Below are 16634 nucleotides of genomic sequence, written 5' to 3' on the forward strand. Positions count from 1 at the left end.
TTCCAATTGACCAACTGAAATATTTTCGTCATTTGGAGAAAGTATTTCATGAAAGTACAATTTATATTTTGATTGCAATGTGTTGATTAGTAAATCGACAAGTACAGAGTTTTGAAAAACACCACCACTAAAAGCTATTTCTTTTACATTTGAAAATATAGCGATTTTTTCGATGCACTTTACCAAAGTGTAATGGAAATTTAATGCAATACGAGAAATAGTCACATTACATTCAACTTCATTTACAATTTTTAACAGCAATTTTTTAGTAGGTACTTGGTTTGTTATTTTCTCATTTTTCAAATAGTCTTGAAGTTTAAAGTCTTGTTTATTAAATTCTTTTTGAGCTAAATTTTCTATATACATTCCTGCTTCACCTTCAAAAGAAATAGGCTTTTCAAATCCTAATACAAAAGCAACGGCATCAAAAAATCTGCCCATTGAAGAAGTTTTTATTGTTGCTTTTTCAATAAGTTTTGTATAAATTGTGAGTTCATTTGAATCAAAATAGTTATGAAAATAAGTTGCATTCTCGCTTATTGATAAAGCGGCAATTTTTGGATTTCCAGACATTTTATCTGCTAAAACCCAAGAGAAATATTCTAAATGACCAATTCTAGTTATTTTTTTAGCGTAAAATTCAAAAAATTCACCTCCAAATATTTCATTTTCAGTACCAAAACCAATTCCGTCCCAAATAACTCCCAATATTTTTTCTTTGTTTTTCCATAGCTCTTTTTCACCTAAAATGGCAGCAAAATGAGCTTCGTGATGTTGAATTTTTACTATTTCAACTTTTTTATTTTCAGTAATTATTTCTATAACAGCTTTATTGCTTTCATAGTTAGGATGTTTATCGCAAAGAATTATATCCGGATTAAAATCAAAAAGTGTTTTATAATTATTGATTGTTTTTATAAATCGATTGTACGTTTCATAATTGCTTAAATCACCTATATATTCACTTGTATAACAGTAATTGTTTGGCATAATAGATATTGTGTTTTTTAAATCGCCACCTAAGCTAAGTAGCTTTTGGTTTGTTGATTTCTGATAATTTAATAGAATATTCGGTGCAAATCCTCTTGATCGTCTTAAAATTATTTTTTGTTGATTTTTAGCAGAAAATTTCACGACAGAATCATCTTGAGGATGTTGAATTTCAATTGTATTGTGAAAAAAATAATCAGCAATTGGTTTAAGTATTGCTTTTGCCTCTTCTTCAGTTGCACAAATGGGTGAACCATGAAAATTTCCACTTGTAGCTATTAGTGGTTTATTGTATAAAGTTGAAAGTAAAAACAATGTTCCTGAATTAGGCAACATCGCACCAATAGTATCTAAATTTGGCGAAATATCATTTTGTGCTAAATCTAATTGGTTTTTTATATTTAAAATTACAATTGGTGATTCTATTGAATTAAGCTGTTCTTTTTCAATTTTGCTACACACTAGATATGTATCAATTTGTTCAAAATTGGGAAATAAAACGGCAAATGGTTTGGTGGGTCGTTTTTTTCTAATTCTTAAGGCTTGGACTGTTTTTTTATTTGTGGCATCACAAAGTAATAAATAACCCGCAGTGTTTTTGACAGCAACAATTAATCCTTGAGCTAATTTTTCACACAATTGCTCAAAAAGTTGTTTGTTATTTCCATGCATACTATTATCCTCATTATCTGTAAGTTTTATTTGAATACCACATTTCGGGCAAGAATTTGTTTGTGAATGAAAACGAATATCCGATGGATTTTCATATTCGTGTAAACAATTTTCACACATTTGAAACTCATTCATACTAGTGTTTTCTCTTTCAAATGGAAATCTTTTTGTGATGGAATAGCGAGGGCCGCATTCTGTACAGGTTGTAAACGGATAAAAATAGCGTGGATTTAACGGATTTAAAATTTCTGTTTTGCAATTTTTGCATAGTGCAAATTCTGGTGTAAGCGGTAAATTAATGGTAATGTTATCTTCAGTAGGTTTAATTATAAAGGAATTATATTTTTTTTCTTCTATTAATTCTATTAGTTTACTTGAATAAATTTGAGCACTTTTAGGTTTTTGTTTTTCAATTTCTTGATAAAAACTTATAATTTTTTCCTGATTTCCTTGAACAATTATAATTACACCTAATTCATCATTGGAAACAAATCCATTCAAGTTTAATTGATTGGCTAATCGATAGATAAAAGGTCGAAAACCAACTCCTTGTACTCTTCCGGCAATTGCTATTTGATAGGTAGTTTCCAATTGAAATTTAATTATTTTTAAGTTCTAAAGTCAATTGAATAATTTTTTCAGTAACATTTTCAATGGCCGCATCTACTTTTGGTGAAAGCTCCATAAACATGGGTTCCATTTTAGAAATTGTAATGGTAAATAAATAGATTTCAGGCATGGTTTCAAATAGGGTTAAAATTTCGACCATGTCTTTCAGTCCAAAATTATGTCCGCTTAATGCTATTGGAAAATCTTTTGAAAATTTTGGTTTTAACAACGTTATTGTTCCATCTTCTTTGCCATCCATGGTAGCATCTACAATAATAACTTTTCTATGATTTTCAATATATGGAATCAATGTAAAACCACCTGTTCCGCCATCTATAAATGAGATTTTATTAGGAAATTTTGAGGAGTCAATTCTGTTGATAAAATGAACACCTACACCTTCATCACCCATTAGATAGTTTCCGATTCCGAGAACTAAAATATCATTTCCATTGGAATGAAATTCGTCTATTTGATGTGTCATAACAGCTTCTTTATTCATTTTTATTATTAAAGTTTGTAGTTAAAAGGTTTGTTTTAGAAAAAAATTCCCTGCTATACAGGGAATTCTAAGGTAGTTAATCTGTTTGTTATTTTTGTTTATTTAATTCCTCTTCCTTTAATAACCTTTCTGAACGCACAAATTTGTATCCACTAATCATGGCAGATGATTCTCCACGTCCTTCAAGCCAATCATGATAAAAAACTAAGTAAACATGAATGACAGAAAATAATATGAATCCCCACATGGCAAAATGATGAATGAAACGGGTGTTTAAATCACCTCCTAAAAATTCAGGAACCCATTCAAACATTCGAGGTAGAAACCATGAAGATGTAGGTGCATATAACCCAAAACCGGTAAAAATCATTACAATTGCCAATATGAACATTACAAAATAGGAGAGTGCAGCAACACTATTATGTCCTATACTTATGTTTCTAAAATTATATACTTTCTCATTTTGAAGAAAAACATCATGTTTAACAACATGCCACATTCTGTTTAATCCTGCCTTTTTGAAAGGAAAATAGACTCTCCAATTTGCATATTTGTTTCCTTTAAAGGCAAAATAGACACGTAGTATTAAAACCGCCACCATTAAATAAGCACTCATAAAATGAATTTGACGAACATAACCAAACCAATATTGTTGAGATGCCTCATTGACAGAAATTAGCCCGGGAGGATTTGCAATAATGAAACCTGTTATAATCAATACCGTTATTGCCAAGGCATTTGTCCAATGAAATATTCTAATTGGTAATTGCCAAATGTAAGCTCTTTTAAATGTAACTGAATTTGTTGACATAAAAACTTAATTTAAAGTTAAACGGTGCAAGTAGTAATGTCATTGACTTCTTTAATGATTTCTCCTTTTTCATCATACAAGTGAACTGCACAAGCTATACAGGGGTCAAAAGAGTGAATAGTTCGTATAATTTCCAATGGTAATTCCGGATCGGCAACAGGAGTATTTAATAACGTTGCTTCATAAGGCGAGCGTTGTCCTTTTGGATCTCTAGGGGAAGCATTCCATGTAGAAGGCACTACTTGTTGATAATTGGCCACTTTAGCATCTTTAATAACAATCCAATGACTTAATGCACCTCTTGGAGCTTCAACCATTCCAACGCCTTGTGCCTCTTTTGGCCAAGTTGAAGTTTCCCATTTTTCCATGTTAGCCATTTTAGTATCTCCTTTTTTGATATTATCAATCAAATTGTCAAAAAATTCTAAATTCCAATTGGCTACTAATTGTGTTTCTAAAGCTCTTGCTGCAGTTCTTCCTAAAGTAGAGAATAGGGCAGCTGCCGGAACTTCTAATTTAGATAAAGTTGCATCTACAATTTCTTTATACTCTTCACGACCTAATGCATAGCCAACTAACATTCTGGCAAGTGGACCAACTTCCATGGCTTGCCCTTTCCATCTTGGTGTTTTGATATAGCTGTATTTTTGACTTACATCGAGATGTGTGTAAGGAGGTTTTGGACCGGTATAATTAATTTTAGTTTCACCACTCCATGGTTGTCTTCCTTTATTGCCATCTCCTTCATAATCATACCATGAATTATTCACGTATTCTTCTACTGTTTTTAAGTTTCTTAAATCTAAATCAAGCACTTTTGAAAGGTCTTTATTTAAAATTACTCCTGATGGAAATTTAAAAGTATCGCGGTTGGTATTATTATATCCTTGCATTGGGAAATCACCAAAAGTCATAAAATTATGGAAACCACCTATTGCTCCCCAGTCTTTATAAAATCCTGCAATAGCAATTACATCCGGTATATATACTTGTTCTACGAATTTTTTACCGTCTTCTAATAATTGTCTGACAAAGGCTAAACGTTCAGCATTTAAACCACTGGCATCATCTAAATTGATTGAACAAGCCATTCCTCCAACTAAGTAATTAGGGTGTGGATTTTTACCTCCAAAAATTGCATGTACTTTTACAATTTCTTTTTGCCATTCTAGAGCTTCTAAATAATGAGCTGTTGCCATTAAATTAGCTTCTGGTGGTAATTTCATAGCGGGATGTCCCCAATATCCATTGGCAAATATTCCTAATTGACCACTTTCTACAAATTTTTTCAATCTTTTTTGTAAATCGGAAAAATAACCTGGAGAACTTTTTGGCCAGTTTGAAATGGATTGTGCTAATTGAGATGTTTTAACAGGGTCTGCACTTAAACCACTCACCACATCAACCCAATCAAAAGCATGTAGATGGTAAAAATGCACCACGTGGTCATGGATATACAAAGATCCCAACATAATATTTCGAACCATTTCAGCATTAGGGGGAACAACAATACCTAAAGCATCTTCAACTGCTCGCACTGAAGTGGTGGCATGAGTAGCAGTACAAACTCCACAAGTTCTTTGCACAAACGCCCAAACATCTTTAGGATTTCTACCTTTCACAATATTTTCTAAACCTCTGACCATCGTCGAAGATAAGAACGCTTCTTTTATAGTACCATCAGAGATTTCAACTTCGGCTCTTAGGTGTCCTTCTATCCTTGTAATAGGATCTACAACTATTCTTTCTGACATTTTTTATCTTTTTTGAATTATAAATCTTCTAATTGTTTCTCGGTTTCTGTTCCATCACCAATGCGTTGTTTCAATTCGTTACGTTTGGTAACATTTGAAAGAATTGCATGTGTAGCAATACCGACTCCAACCACTCCAAGAGCAACTTTTCCAAGCGTATCGGCATTTAATTCACTATTTCCGCCTACAGCTAAATCTCTTGAATAGAAACTTCCTGCATCCCAAAAATCTTGAGCACTACAGCCTAAGCAACCATGTCCGGATTGAATAGGATAGCTTACGCCTCCATTCCATTTCATGTTACCACAGGCATTATAGGTACTTGGTCCTTTACATCCAACTTTATATAAGCAATAGCCTTTTTTTGCATTTTCATCATCAAAGTTTTCTGCAAATAAACCAGCATCAAAATAAGGTCTTCTATAGCAACTGTCATGAACTCGTTTAGAATAAAATGCTTTTGGGCGACCGGCACTATCTAATTCAGGTAGTTTTCCAAAAGCAACCACATGCACAATAATTCCAGCCATTACTTCTCCAATAGGGGGACAGCCAGGCACATTGATGATAGGTTTGTCAGTAATTATTTTATGAATTGGTACTGCTCCGGTTGGATTTGGTTTTGCTGCTTGAACACAACCTGTAGTTGCACAACTTCCCCAAGCAATAATAGCTTTTGCTCCAGCAGCTGATTCTTTTAAAATATCAATTGCACTTCTTCCGCCGATACAACAATAATTACCATCATCTCCAAGCGGAACGGAACCTTCCACACAAAGAATATATTCACCTTTGTATTTTTCCATTGTTGCTTTTTTAGCGGCTTCGGCTTGATGACCGGAAGCAGCCATCAAGGTTAACGTATAATCTAATGATATTTTATCTAAAATGATATCGGCTACAATAGGATGGTCAGACCGAATAAATGATTCACTACAACATGTACATTCTTGAAAATGTTCCCAAATAACAGGTAGCCTAGGTGTTTTTTCTAACGCTTTAGCTATTTGTCCAATTGCGGAACTTTGTACGCCCATATAAGCTCCAATATAAGCAACAAATTTTAAGAACTCTCTCCTATCATAGCCTTGTCGTTGGATACTGCTATAATAGGTTTCATTAATTACTTTTTTCTGTTCCATACGATTTAGTTTTATATCATTAATTTATAGAATTAACAAAATGATTGAAAAGTATTTACGAAAATTTAAACCTATCAAATTTATTATTGTTATATTTATCATAATATGATATTTATCATATGTTTATTTTTTTTGTATTCTGAATTTTATTGGTTCAAATAAGTTTGTTTTATTTTAAAGAATACTAAAGAAATGCATGAATTATCAGTAGTCACTTCTATTGTAAAAACCGCTCAGCAAGAAGTTGAAAAAATAAACGGTATACGTGTTGTAGAAATTTATTTAGAGATAGGCAAACTTTCAGGAGTTGAAATGGATTCTTTTCATTTTATATGGCCTCAATGTATTCATAAAAGTGTTTTAGAATTTGCAACTTTATTTATTGATGAAACAGTGGGTAAAGCGAAATGTATAGAATGTGGAGAAGTATTTTCAGTTGAAAAAATATTTGACAACTGTCCGAAATGTAATAGTCCATTTAAAGAAATTTTGTCAGGTAAAGAATTGAAAATTAAAAAATTAATCATAAAATAAGAAGTTATATGTGTACCACTTGCGGATGCAGTTCAGATGAAAATGAAATAAAATTTACTAAAATGGGTGAAAACCATGAACACATGCACATGCATGAACAGGGCATTCATCACCACCACCATGATAATGAATTTCTTCATCACAACCATGAACACGACCATAATCATACTCATGAAAACCATCATCATAACCATGATCATGAGCATGACCACGAGCATTCGCATGAAATAAGTGTAGTGCAATTAGAAAAAGATATTTTACATAAAAACCAACTGACAGCAGAAAGGAATCGTGGTTTTTTTGAAGCATTGAATATTTTTACAATAAATTTAGTAAGTTCACCCGGTTCGGGAAAAACATCATTATTGGAAAAAACAATAGCTGATTTAAAAGAAAAAATCGATTTTTTTGTAATTGAAGGAGACCAACAAACAACAAATGATGCTGATAGAATTCACAAACTAAATGTGCCTGTTATTCAAATCAACACGGGAAAAGGTTGCCATCTTGATAGTGAAATGATTGCTAAGGCGGTGAAAGAATTAAAACCGGTACAAAACTCAATTATGATGATTGAAAATGTAGGTAATTTAGTTTGCCCGGCCATGTTTGATTTAGGCGAATCAAAAAGAATTGTGATAATTTCTGTTACTGAAGGGGAAGATAAACCTTTAAAATATCCGGATATGTTTTATGGTTCGCAAGTTTGTATTATCAATAAAATTGATTTATTACCTTATTTAAAATTTGATTTAGAAAAGCTAAAAGAATATGCTCGAAAAGTAAATCCTTATTTAGAATTTTTCGAAGTTTCTGCTACAACCGGTGAAGGAATGAAATCATGGTATGCCTATTTAACCCAATCTGTAAATAAATAATTATGTGTTTAGCTGTTCCCGGAAAATTAGAAAAAATTACTACTCAACTTGATGAAACTTTTAGAATTGGAGAAGTTTCATTTGATGGTATCATTAAAGAAGTAAATTTAACGCTTGTACCTGAAGCAAAAATTGGAGATTATTTATTAGTGCATGTTGGAGCAGCAATTGGCATTATCGATGAAATTGAAGCCAAACGAACCATGGATGTATTGAAAGAAATGGGTGAAGAAATTTAAATTAGAATTGATATGACTAATAATATAGAAATTTCTCAATCAATTCATTTGCATCATGGCAGTGGAGGTGAGCACATGACTAAACTGTTGAACGATGTTATTTTTAAATACCTTAAAAATGATATTTTGGATGTTAGGCACGATGGAGCATTTATAAAAATGAATGGTAATTTGGCTTTTTCAACAGATAGTTATGTTATTACGCCCATTTTTTTTAAAGGTGGTAATATTGGTGAATTGGCAGTCAATGGAACAGTAAATGATCTTGCAATGTGTGGAGCTATTCCAAGATATCTTTCTTTGTCATTTATTATTGAAGAAGGTTTGAGTTTAAATGAATTTACTGAAATAGTTAAATCTATCCGAACAACAGCAGACAAAGCGGGTATATTAATAGTTACTGGCGATACAAAAGTTGTTGAAAGGGGAAAAGGAGATAAAATTTATATTAATACTTCCGGAATAGGGGTAGTGCATGAACTAGCTGATATCAAGATAAAAAATATTCAACCTAATGATGCTATACTTATTAATGGTCCAATTGCTTCGCATGGAATGGCAATCATGTCTGAACGGGAAGGATTGCAATTTGAAAGCGATATTGTAAGTGATACAACAAACCTAAATTATAGTGTATTAGAATTGATAGAAAAATATGGTCATAAAATTCATTTTCTTCGCGATGCTACTCGTGGTGGATTGGCCTCTGTATTACATGAAATAGCAACCGACAGTAAATTAGGAATAGATCTTTTAGATGAAAATATTCATGTGGAAAATCAAGTAAAAAGTGCTTGTGAATTATTGGGTCTTGACCCTTTATATGTTGCCAATGAAGGTCTTTTTGTTTGTATTGTTGCCGATGAAATTAAAATAGAAGTGCTTGAAATTTTAAAGAACATCAATATAAATGCCTCTATAGTAGGTAAAGTTACTCATGAACATCCCTCTAAAATTATTATGGAAAGTGCTTTTGGAGGAAAAAGAGTGGTTAATCCTTTAATTGGCGAACAGTTACCTAGGATTTGTTAATTCAATTTCAAAAGTAATTTCAAAATTCTTCTTTTGTATTCCATTTTATTAAAACTATCTTTGTTGACCTGATTTATTTGATAAATTTGCAGGTTTAAATATAAAGTTAATAGAAATTAATAAATACAATGGCAGACGATAAAAAAGTAATATTTTCAATGTCTAAAGTAAGTAAAACTTACTCTAGCACAAATAAACAAGTTTTAAAAGATATCTATTTGAGTTTCTTTTACGGAGCAAAAATTGGTATTTTAGGTTTGAATGGTTCCGGAAAATCTTCATTATTAAAAATCATCGCTGGAATCGATAAAAATTTTCAAGGTGATTTGGTTTTTGCACCGGGCTATAAAGTGGGTTATTTGGAACAAGAACCCCAATTGGATGAAACCAAAACGGTGATTGAAATTGTTAGAGAAGGTGCTGCAGAAACCATCGCTTTATTGGATGAATTCAATAAAATCAACGATATGTTCGGTTTGCCTGAGGTATATGAAGATGCCGACAAAATGCAAAAACTGATGGACCGTCAAGCAGAATTGCAAGACAGAATTGATGCTGCTGGTGCTTGGGAAATTGATAACAAATTAGAAGTGGCAATGGACGCACTTCGCACACCGGATTCGGATACACCTATAAAAGTATTATCCGGTGGTGAAAAAAGAAGAGTTGCCTTGTGCCGTTTATTATTGCAACAACCTGATGTTTTATTGTTAGATGAGCCTACCAACCACTTAGATGCTGAATCGGTACTTTGGTTGGAGCAACATTTGCAACAATATCCCGGAACTGTTATTGCGGTAACGCACGATAGATATTTCCTTGACAATGTAGCGGGTTGGATTTTAGAGTTAGATAGAGGAGAAGGAATTCCTTGGAAAGGTAATTATTCCTCTTGGTTAGATCAAAAATCAAAACGAATGGAGTTGGAAGAAAAAGTAGCTTCCAAACGCAGAAAAACATTAGAACGAGAGTTAGATTGGGTTCGTCAAGGTGCTAAAGGTCGTCAAACCAAACAAAAAGCACGTTTGCAAAACTATGACAAGTTGCTGAATGAAGATCAAAAAGAATTGGATGAAAAATTAGAATTATATATTCCAAACGGACCGCGTTTGGGAACTAATGTGATTGATGCCAAAGGTGTTTCGAAAGCATTTGGTGATAAATTATTATATGAAGATTTGAATTTCACCTTACCTCAGGCCGGAATTGTGGGTATTATTGGTCCAAATGGAGCCGGTAAAACCACTATTTTCAAGATGATTATGGGAGAAGAAACTCCGGACAAAGGAACGTTTGTAACCGGCGATACCGTTAAGATTGCCTATGTAGATCAATCCCATTCCAACATTGACCCGGAGAAATCGATATGGGAAAACTTTTGCGACGGACAGGAATTAATCATGATGGGGGGTCGACAAGTCAACTCACGTGCCTATTTGAGTCGTTTTAATTTTGGCGGTAGTGATCAAAACAAAAAAGTGGCCACACTTTCAGGAGGAGAACGCAACCGTTTGCATTTAGCCATCACTTTAAAGGAAGAAGGAAACGTATTGCTATTAGATGAGCCAACGAATGATTTGGACATTAATACCCTACGAGCTTTGGAAGAAGGTTTGGAAAATTTTGCCGGTTGTGCGGTGATTATTTCACACGACCGTTGGTTTTTAGACAGGGTTTGTACACACATTTTAGCATTTGAAGGCGATTCGCAAGTGTATTTCTTCGAGGGAAGTTTCTCAGAATATGAAGAAAACAAGAAAAAACGTTTAGGCGGTGACTTAACTCCTAAACGAATTAAGTATAAAAAGCTAGTGAGAAACTAGACAATAAAAATCCTGAGTAATCAGGATTTTTTTATTTAAAATATTTATATTTGATTAAATAATTTTTAGAATGTCCCAAAAAATTCTACCTATACTATTGTTCTTATTTACTTTTCAGAGTACTTTCTCTCAAAAGGATAAACTAACAAAAAAAGAAGTTTTTTCGTTGTTAGCAAAATCAGATAGTTTGATGTTTAAATCAAATTATAAACAGTCTCTTTCCCTTTCTTATAAAGCTTTGAATCATGCTCTTGAATTAAACGATAATAAATTAATTTCGTTGGCTTATAATTCTATTGCCGGCACCTATGAAGAGATTTTAGAAGAAGATAAGGCATTGGCTTATTATAAAAAAGCAATTTTTCACACTGATAAAGCAGGAAATGATACACTCAAAATTTGGTTTTATAATAATATAGGTAATATTTATTTGTACCGAAAAAATCAAATTGATAAAGGCCTTGAATATTATGACAAATCGTTGGCTTATTCTCAACAAATAAAAGACACCGGTGCAATCGTTTTGACTAAGATGAATAAATCTTGGGCTTTATTTCAAAAGAAAAAAAATACTCAAGCCATTGAAAATCTCAATTATGCTGAAAAGTATATTGAGCACATGCGATATCCGGATACAGAAACGTATCTGAATTTATTATTAGGCATCAAATTTAATTACTTAAACGATAATGATAAGGCAGGTTTTTATTTCAATGAAGCGATTAAGCTTGGTAAAAAAAATAATTTAGACAGCTATTTATCGGATGCGTATGAACAGTATGCGAATCATTTGTTTGCTATTGGTGACTATAAAAATGCCTACCTGAATTTAGATAATCATGAAGAAGTAAAAGACCGTGTTTTTAATTCAGAAAAAGTAAAAAACACCCAAATAGTTGCTTTAAAAATAGAATTGGATGAATCTAAAAAAGAAATCCAAAAAATTGCAAAAGAAAAAAATTTACAGACTGAAAATTTAAAAAAGACAAAAATCATAGTAATCTTGGTTTTGGTTTTCTTACTGTTGCTCATGTTAGTTCTTTATGTTTTATATCGGAATAACATTTTTAGAAAAAAGGTAAATGATTATTTAGAAGATAAAAACATAGAATTAAAAATTGCTAAAGAAAAAGCGGAAGAAGCTTCAAAACTAAAGACTCAATTTATTTCTACGATTAGTCATGAATTGCGTACGCCACTTTATGGAGTTGTGGGAATAACGAACATGCTTTCTGATGAACATAAAGAATTGGCTGACAGTCCTCATTTGAATTCTTTGAAATTCTCTGCTCGTTATCTGTTATCGTTAGTAAATGATTTACTTCAAATCAATAAAATTGAAGAAAATAAAATTGTTTTAGAAAATTTAACCATGAATATTGCAGATGAAATAAAAATGGTTTCTAATTCACTTTCCTTTATTGCTTCTCGAAATAATAATAAGATTGTCATTCAAATTGATTCGAAAATCCCGGAATATTTAGTTGGTGACAAACTCCGCCTTTCACAAATTTTAATGAATTTAGTCAGTAATGGATTAAAATTTACGCAAGATGGGGAAGTCCGTATTATTGTTAATTTAGAAAGAAATGAAAAATCAATTTGTTTTGTCAATTTTGTTGTTGAAGATACCGGAATGGGTATCGCTGAAAAAGATCTAGGCAAAATATTTGACAAGTTTGTTCAAATTGACAGAAAAGAAGATGATTATCAAGGAGCAGGCTTAGGTCTTTCCATAGTAAAAAAATTAATAACCTTATTTGGTAGTGAAATTTCAGTTGAAAGTAAAGAAGGTCAAGGAACCAAATTTACATTTACCATTGGATTTGATTCGGATATTACTAAAGTAAATGAAATCATCAACAATATTCAAGTTGATTTGTCAACCGATCAGGTCTACAAAGTTTTGGTGGTGGAAGACAACAAAATTAATCAAATGGTCACACGAAAAATTATGGAGAAAAACAATTTCAAAACAATAATCGTTGATGATGGTTATGCTGCGATTGAAGCATTAAATAAGGAGTCATTCGATGTTGTTTTGATGGACATCAATATGCCGCTCATCAATGGGTTTGATACTACTCGATTAATTAGAAAAAAAGGAATAACAATTCCTATTATTGCTTTAACGGCTTTTGCTAAAGATGAAATTTCAGAGGAAGCAATTTCTTCCGGAATGAATGATGTATTAGTTAAACCTTTTGAACAGGCAAAACTAATTCACTGTATCGAAACTTTGGTTAAAAAAACATCTTAATACCAACGTTTTTTATTCTTTTTTGAAGCATCGGATTTTCGTGAAGGCGATTGTTTTGTTACATTTCTGTAATCTTTCTTTTCAGGCTCTATAACAGCATTTTCTTCATCGGTATTCCAAGGATATGGATGATCTTTAATTACTTTGACATTTACTTTAACCAACTTTTGAATGTCTTTCCAATAGGGTTCTTCATCTTTTCCACAAAAGGAAATTGAAATCCCTCCATTTCCGGCACGACCGGTTCTACCGATACGGTGAACATAAGTTTCAGGAATATTCGGTAAATCAAAATTTAAAACATATGGTAAACTTTCAATGTCAATTCCTCGAGCAGCAATATCGGTAGCTACTAATACTGAAATTTCTTTGTTTTTAAAACTTTCCAAAACACGTTGCCTTGCTGTTTGCGATTTATCACCATGAATAGCCTCCGCATTTACCCCGTTTTTCTTAAGAGCTTTTACCACATTGTCTGCACCATGCTTTGTTCTGGTAAATACTAAAAGATTGTTCAAATTTTCATTTCGGATTAAATGATAAAGTAATTTTCTTTTGTCTTCTTTACCTACAAAATAGATTTTTTGTTCTACCGTTTCTGCCGTTGATGAGATAGGAGTTACCGAAACATATTTTGGTTTTGTCAAATAACTATCCGCAATCTCTCGAATGGCAATGGGCATTGTTGCTGAAAACAAAAGTGTTTGTCTATTGGAAGGTGTTAATTTGATGATTTTTTTTACATCATTAATAAAGCCCATATCTAACATTAAATCAGCCTCATCTAAGACTAAATAATGCAAATGGTCTAAATCAATAAAACCTTGTTTGTGAAGGTCTAATAATCGACCCGGGGTAGCTATTAAAATATCTACACCTTTTTTCAATTGATCTACTTGAGGAACTTGGCTGACTCCACCAAAAATGGTGATTTGTCTAACATTGGTATATTTACCATAGGTATCAAAACTTTCTCCAATTTGAATGGCTAATTCACGGGTAGGGGTGACAACCAATGTTCTGATGTTTTTTCTTTTTTGAGCAGAACCAACAATTCTGTGCAGTGTATTTAAAATTGGGATGGCAAAAGCAGCCGTTTTTCCGGTCCCTGTTTGAGCACAACCTACTAAATCAGTTCCTTCTAATATGATTGGAATTGCTTGTTGCTGAATAGGAGTAGGGGTAGTATAACCTTCATCAGAAAGAGCATGTTGTATATTTTGTAATAGGTTTAAGTCTTGAAATGTCATAAAAATTATTTGCCGGCAAAGATAGGTTAAATAAATTAGACCTAAAAAGGCTTAGCTTTTTGACATTATAAGTAGTTATTCCGTTAAAATATTTTTTGCTTTGATAAAATCAGTGATTAAATACCCCATTAATTTACCTATCATTTGTGGATTTTTCTCATCACATAAATCCGGAGCTCCTTCACAAATATGAAGATAAGAAGCGTTAGCATGTTGTCCAAAATGATGAATTAATTGTCTAGCCTGTTCTACTGAAAAACCACTAGGAGTCATAGCACTACTGGCAATGTTTGGAATAGAATCTAAGTCAATTTCAATTCCAAAATAATCGTTTTTTATAAAGGACAAGGCTTGGTTTAATTCTTGTTCAAAGTTTTTTACTTTACGAATGGAAATCTCATCATACGTATTGAATCGAACACGATCTTCTAAATCCTTTAACCGTAGTAAAACATTTTTTGAAGTATAACTTTCATGCAAACCAAAAATGAAATACTTTTTTAAAAAACCCTCATCAAATGAATAAGAAAAACCATTGCCGCTATGTCGACCTTCTAAAATTCTAAAATCAGAATGAGCGTCTAAATTAATGGCATTAATAGGTTTTCCTTTAGCTAAAGCAGTTCCTTTAATGTTTCCGTAAGCATTGTTATGACCTCCACCAATAATAATTGGAATTTTCCCGGCTTTTACAATGGTAAATATAATATGAGATACTTCTTTATCTAATTTTTCTACTAAAATGGAGAATTTTTTGCGATCATCAACATCATGAAAATTAAGATTTTCAGCTTGTTTAAGCTCTTCTTTGACATCAAGTGAGCCTAAAATAAGCAGTTGACTTCCTTTACAAAATCGATTATGCTGAATGTTAGCGATGCTTTTAATGGCACTTTCCCACGCTGAAGCTGCACCTGGTCTCCCGGCATTTGCTCTCACACCAATGTCTTCCGGAATTCCGAATAAAACAAATCTTGCTTTACATTCGTTTAGAAATTGAATGGTATCAACATCTTTTGGAATTGTTAGCATTTTTTCACCAAACTTTATTTCACCACTTCGATGGCTGGTAATCTTGCCTAAATCTATTGAAGTAAACGGAACTAAATTTTCCATAAAAATTATATTGCTCCAAAAATACTATTTTTATATAAAATAACGTTATGGTATTGCAATTCGAATCTAAATAAAATTTAACTTTGTCTAAAATCAACACAGTATGGAAAACCAAAACAACAATTCAAAATTAAAAGCGGTAATATTGGTATTGTCGCTATTGTTATTAGCCAGTTTAGGCTATATGTTTAAAATGAGCTCTGACGCTAAAAAAGTAGAAACAGAGTTGTCCTCAGTTACTACTGAGAAAGAAAATGCTCTTACGGAATTAGCTCAGTTGAAAACGACCTATGATGCAGCTATTGCAGAAAACACTTCAATGTCTGAAGAATTAATTGCTGAGCGTGACAAAGTGGTTAAATTAATGGAAGAAGTTAAAAAGTCAAAAGGTGATGCTGCTGCAATTGGTAAATACAAACAACAAATTGCTGATTTGCAAGCTAAAATGAACGTTTTAATTCGTGAAAATGATGAGTTAAAAGTTAAGAACCAACAGTTAACAGCTGAAATTGATAGTACAAAAACTATTTTAGTAGAAGCTAAAGAGTACAACCAAGTATTAGCAGGACAAAATGAAGAACTTTCTAAAACGGTTGAAAAAGCGTCTAAACTTTCCATTTTAAATTTAAAAACGGGAGCTTATAAAGTAAAAAGTTCTGGTAAAGAAGTTGAAACTGAACGAGCTAAAAGAGCTGATATTTTAAAAGTTAACTTTACGATTGCTGAAAACAAAGTCGCTAAATCAGGTGATAAGTCTTACTATATTCAAGTAATTGACAGCAAAAACAATGTTTTAGGGGAAAAGAAATTAGTTGAGTTTGGTGATAAATCATTGACTTACAGTTTTATTTCAACAGTTCAATATGAAAATAATACAGTAAACGTTTCTGAAAATCTTCCTGGTGAAAATTTTGAAAAAGGAACTTATTTTGTGAATATTTTTGACAAAGCTGAATTAGTTGGAAAAACTAGTTTCACTTTGAAATAAGAATTAAATAATACTTAAAAAAAGGGGCACTAAG

At 32.3% G+C, this 16634-nt stretch carries 14 protein-coding genes; 7 read left to right on the forward strand and 7 right to left on the reverse strand.

Going from position 1 to position 16634, the window contains the following annotated elements; all coding sequences use genetic code 11:
• From hypF to C0512_RS10410, 5 genes are all read right to left on the reverse strand, one after another.
• The coding region (gene hypF, locus C0512_RS10390) for a carbamoyltransferase HypF (RefSeq protein WP_290861273.1) at positions 1–2253 on the reverse strand (2253 nt) is incomplete at its 3' end.
• Positions 2254–2260: 7 nt separating this feature from the next.
• A complete protein-coding gene (locus C0512_RS10395; RefSeq protein WP_290861275.1) occupies positions 2261–2773 on the reverse strand; it encodes a hydrogenase maturation protease in 513 nt (170 codons plus the stop codon).
• Between the two features lie 88 nt (positions 2774–2861).
• Positions 2862–3584, reverse strand: coding sequence for a Ni/Fe-hydrogenase, b-type cytochrome subunit (gene cybH, locus C0512_RS10400; protein ID WP_290861277.1), 723 nt, complete (start codon positions 3582–3584; stop codon positions 2862–2864).
• A gap of 17 nt (positions 3585–3601) precedes the next feature.
• Positions 3602–5338 (reverse strand): nickel-dependent hydrogenase large subunit, encoded by a 1737-nt coding sequence (locus C0512_RS10405; protein WP_290861279.1) that lies wholly within the window; start codon positions 5336–5338, stop codon positions 3602–3604.
• 17 nt (positions 5339–5355) lie between these two features.
• Positions 5356–6480: a hydrogenase small subunit gene (locus tag C0512_RS10410; protein ID WP_290861281.1), complete on the reverse strand. Its 1125-nt coding sequence runs from the start codon at positions 6478–6480 to the stop codon at positions 5356–5358.
• Positions 6481–6672: 192 nt separating this feature from the next.
• Between C0512_RS10410 and C0512_RS10415 the strand changes: the two genes are divergently transcribed.
• From C0512_RS10415 to C0512_RS10440, 6 genes are all read left to right on the forward strand, one after another.
• On the forward strand, positions 6673–7014 hold the full coding sequence (locus tag C0512_RS10415) for a hydrogenase maturation nickel metallochaperone HypA (RefSeq protein ID WP_290861283.1): 342 nt from the start codon (positions 6673–6675) through the stop codon (positions 7012–7014).
• Between the two features lie 8 nt (positions 7015–7022).
• Positions 7023–7892: a hydrogenase nickel incorporation protein HypB gene (gene hypB / locus C0512_RS10420; RefSeq protein ID WP_290861285.1), complete on the forward strand. Its 870-nt coding sequence runs from the start codon at positions 7023–7025 to the stop codon at positions 7890–7892.
• 2 nt (positions 7893–7894) lie between these two features.
• Positions 7895–8131, forward strand: a complete 237-nt coding sequence (locus C0512_RS10425) for a HypC/HybG/HupF family hydrogenase formation chaperone (protein WP_290861287.1) — start codon at positions 7895–7897, stop codon at positions 8129–8131.
• 12 nt (positions 8132–8143) lie between these two features.
• Entirely contained in the window at positions 8144–9163 is a 1020-nt protein-coding gene (gene hypE, locus C0512_RS10430; RefSeq protein WP_290861289.1) for a hydrogenase expression/formation protein HypE, read from the forward strand.
• A 128-nt stretch (positions 9164–9291) separates the two neighbouring features.
• Positions 9292–10986, forward strand: coding sequence for an energy-dependent translational throttle protein EttA (gene ettA, locus C0512_RS10435; RefSeq protein ID WP_290861291.1), 1695 nt, complete (start codon positions 9292–9294; stop codon positions 10984–10986).
• A gap of 70 nt (positions 10987–11056) precedes the next feature.
• Complete coding sequence (locus C0512_RS10440; protein WP_290861293.1) at positions 11057–13246, forward strand: response regulator; 2190 nt, start codon at positions 11057–11059, stop codon at positions 13244–13246.
• Here C0512_RS10440 and C0512_RS10445 read toward each other — a convergent pair.
• Both C0512_RS10445 and C0512_RS10450 read right to left on the reverse strand, forming a co-directional pair.
• A complete protein-coding gene (locus C0512_RS10445; protein ID WP_290861295.1) occupies positions 13243–14496 on the reverse strand; it encodes a DEAD/DEAH box helicase in 1254 nt (417 codons plus the stop codon). The genes C0512_RS10440 and C0512_RS10445 overlap by 4 nt on opposite strands.
• Positions 14497–14571: 75 nt before the next feature.
• Entirely contained in the window at positions 14572–15612 is a 1041-nt protein-coding gene (locus C0512_RS10450) for a formimidoylglutamase (RefSeq protein WP_290861297.1), read from the reverse strand.
• A 103-nt stretch (positions 15613–15715) separates the two neighbouring features.
• On the opposite strand from C0512_RS10450, the gene C0512_RS10455 reads away from it, so the two are divergent.
• Entirely contained in the window at positions 15716–16600 is an 885-nt protein-coding gene (locus C0512_RS10455) for a hypothetical protein (protein WP_290861299.1), read from the forward strand.
• The last annotated feature ends 34 nt before the right edge of the window (positions 16601–16634 follow it).

This window comes from Flavobacterium sp. (genome assembly GCF_013822155.1).
In the GTDB taxonomy this organism is placed as follows: Bacteria; Bacteroidota; Bacteroidia; order Flavobacteriales; family Flavobacteriaceae; genus Flavobacterium.

What these genes read in the sequence shown, in the direction of transcription:
- C0512_RS10395 (WP_290861275.1), bottom strand. Translation starts at nt 2,773, where the DNA reads ATGAATAAAGAAGCTGTTATGACACATCAAATAGACGAATTTCATTCC.
- cybH (WP_290861277.1), bottom strand. Translation starts at nt 3,584, where the DNA reads ATGTCAACAAATTCAGTTACATTTAAAAGAGCTTACATTTGGCAATTA.
- C0512_RS10405 (WP_290861279.1), bottom strand. Translation starts at nt 5,338, where the DNA reads ATGTCAGAAAGAATAGTTGTAGATCCTATTACAAGGATAGAAGGACAC.
- C0512_RS10410 (WP_290861281.1), bottom strand. Translation starts at nt 6,480, where the DNA reads ATGGAACAGAAAAAAGTAATTAATGAAACCTATTATAGCAGTATCCAA.
- C0512_RS10415 (WP_290861283.1), top strand. Translation starts at nt 6,673, where the DNA reads ATGCATGAATTATCAGTAGTCACTTCTATTGTAAAAACCGCTCAGCAA.
- hypB (WP_290861285.1), top strand. Translation starts at nt 7,023, where the DNA reads ATGTGTACCACTTGCGGATGCAGTTCAGATGAAAATGAAATAAAATTT.
- C0512_RS10425 (WP_290861287.1), top strand. Translation starts at nt 7,895, where the DNA reads ATGTGTTTAGCTGTTCCCGGAAAATTAGAAAAAATTACTACTCAACTT.
- hypE (WP_290861289.1), top strand. Translation starts at nt 8,144, where the DNA reads ATGACTAATAATATAGAAATTTCTCAATCAATTCATTTGCATCATGGC.
- ettA (WP_290861291.1), top strand. Translation starts at nt 9,292, where the DNA reads ATGGCAGACGATAAAAAAGTAATATTTTCAATGTCTAAAGTAAGTAAA.
- C0512_RS10440 (WP_290861293.1), top strand. Translation starts at nt 11,057, where the DNA reads ATGTCCCAAAAAATTCTACCTATACTATTGTTCTTATTTACTTTTCAG.
- C0512_RS10445 (WP_290861295.1), bottom strand. Translation starts at nt 14,496, where the DNA reads ATGACATTTCAAGACTTAAACCTATTACAAAATATACAACATGCTCTT.
- C0512_RS10450 (WP_290861297.1), bottom strand. Translation starts at nt 15,612, where the DNA reads ATGGAAAATTTAGTTCCGTTTACTTCAATAGATTTAGGCAAGATTACC.
- C0512_RS10455 (WP_290861299.1), top strand. Translation starts at nt 15,716, where the DNA reads ATGGAAAACCAAAACAACAATTCAAAATTAAAAGCGGTAATATTGGTA.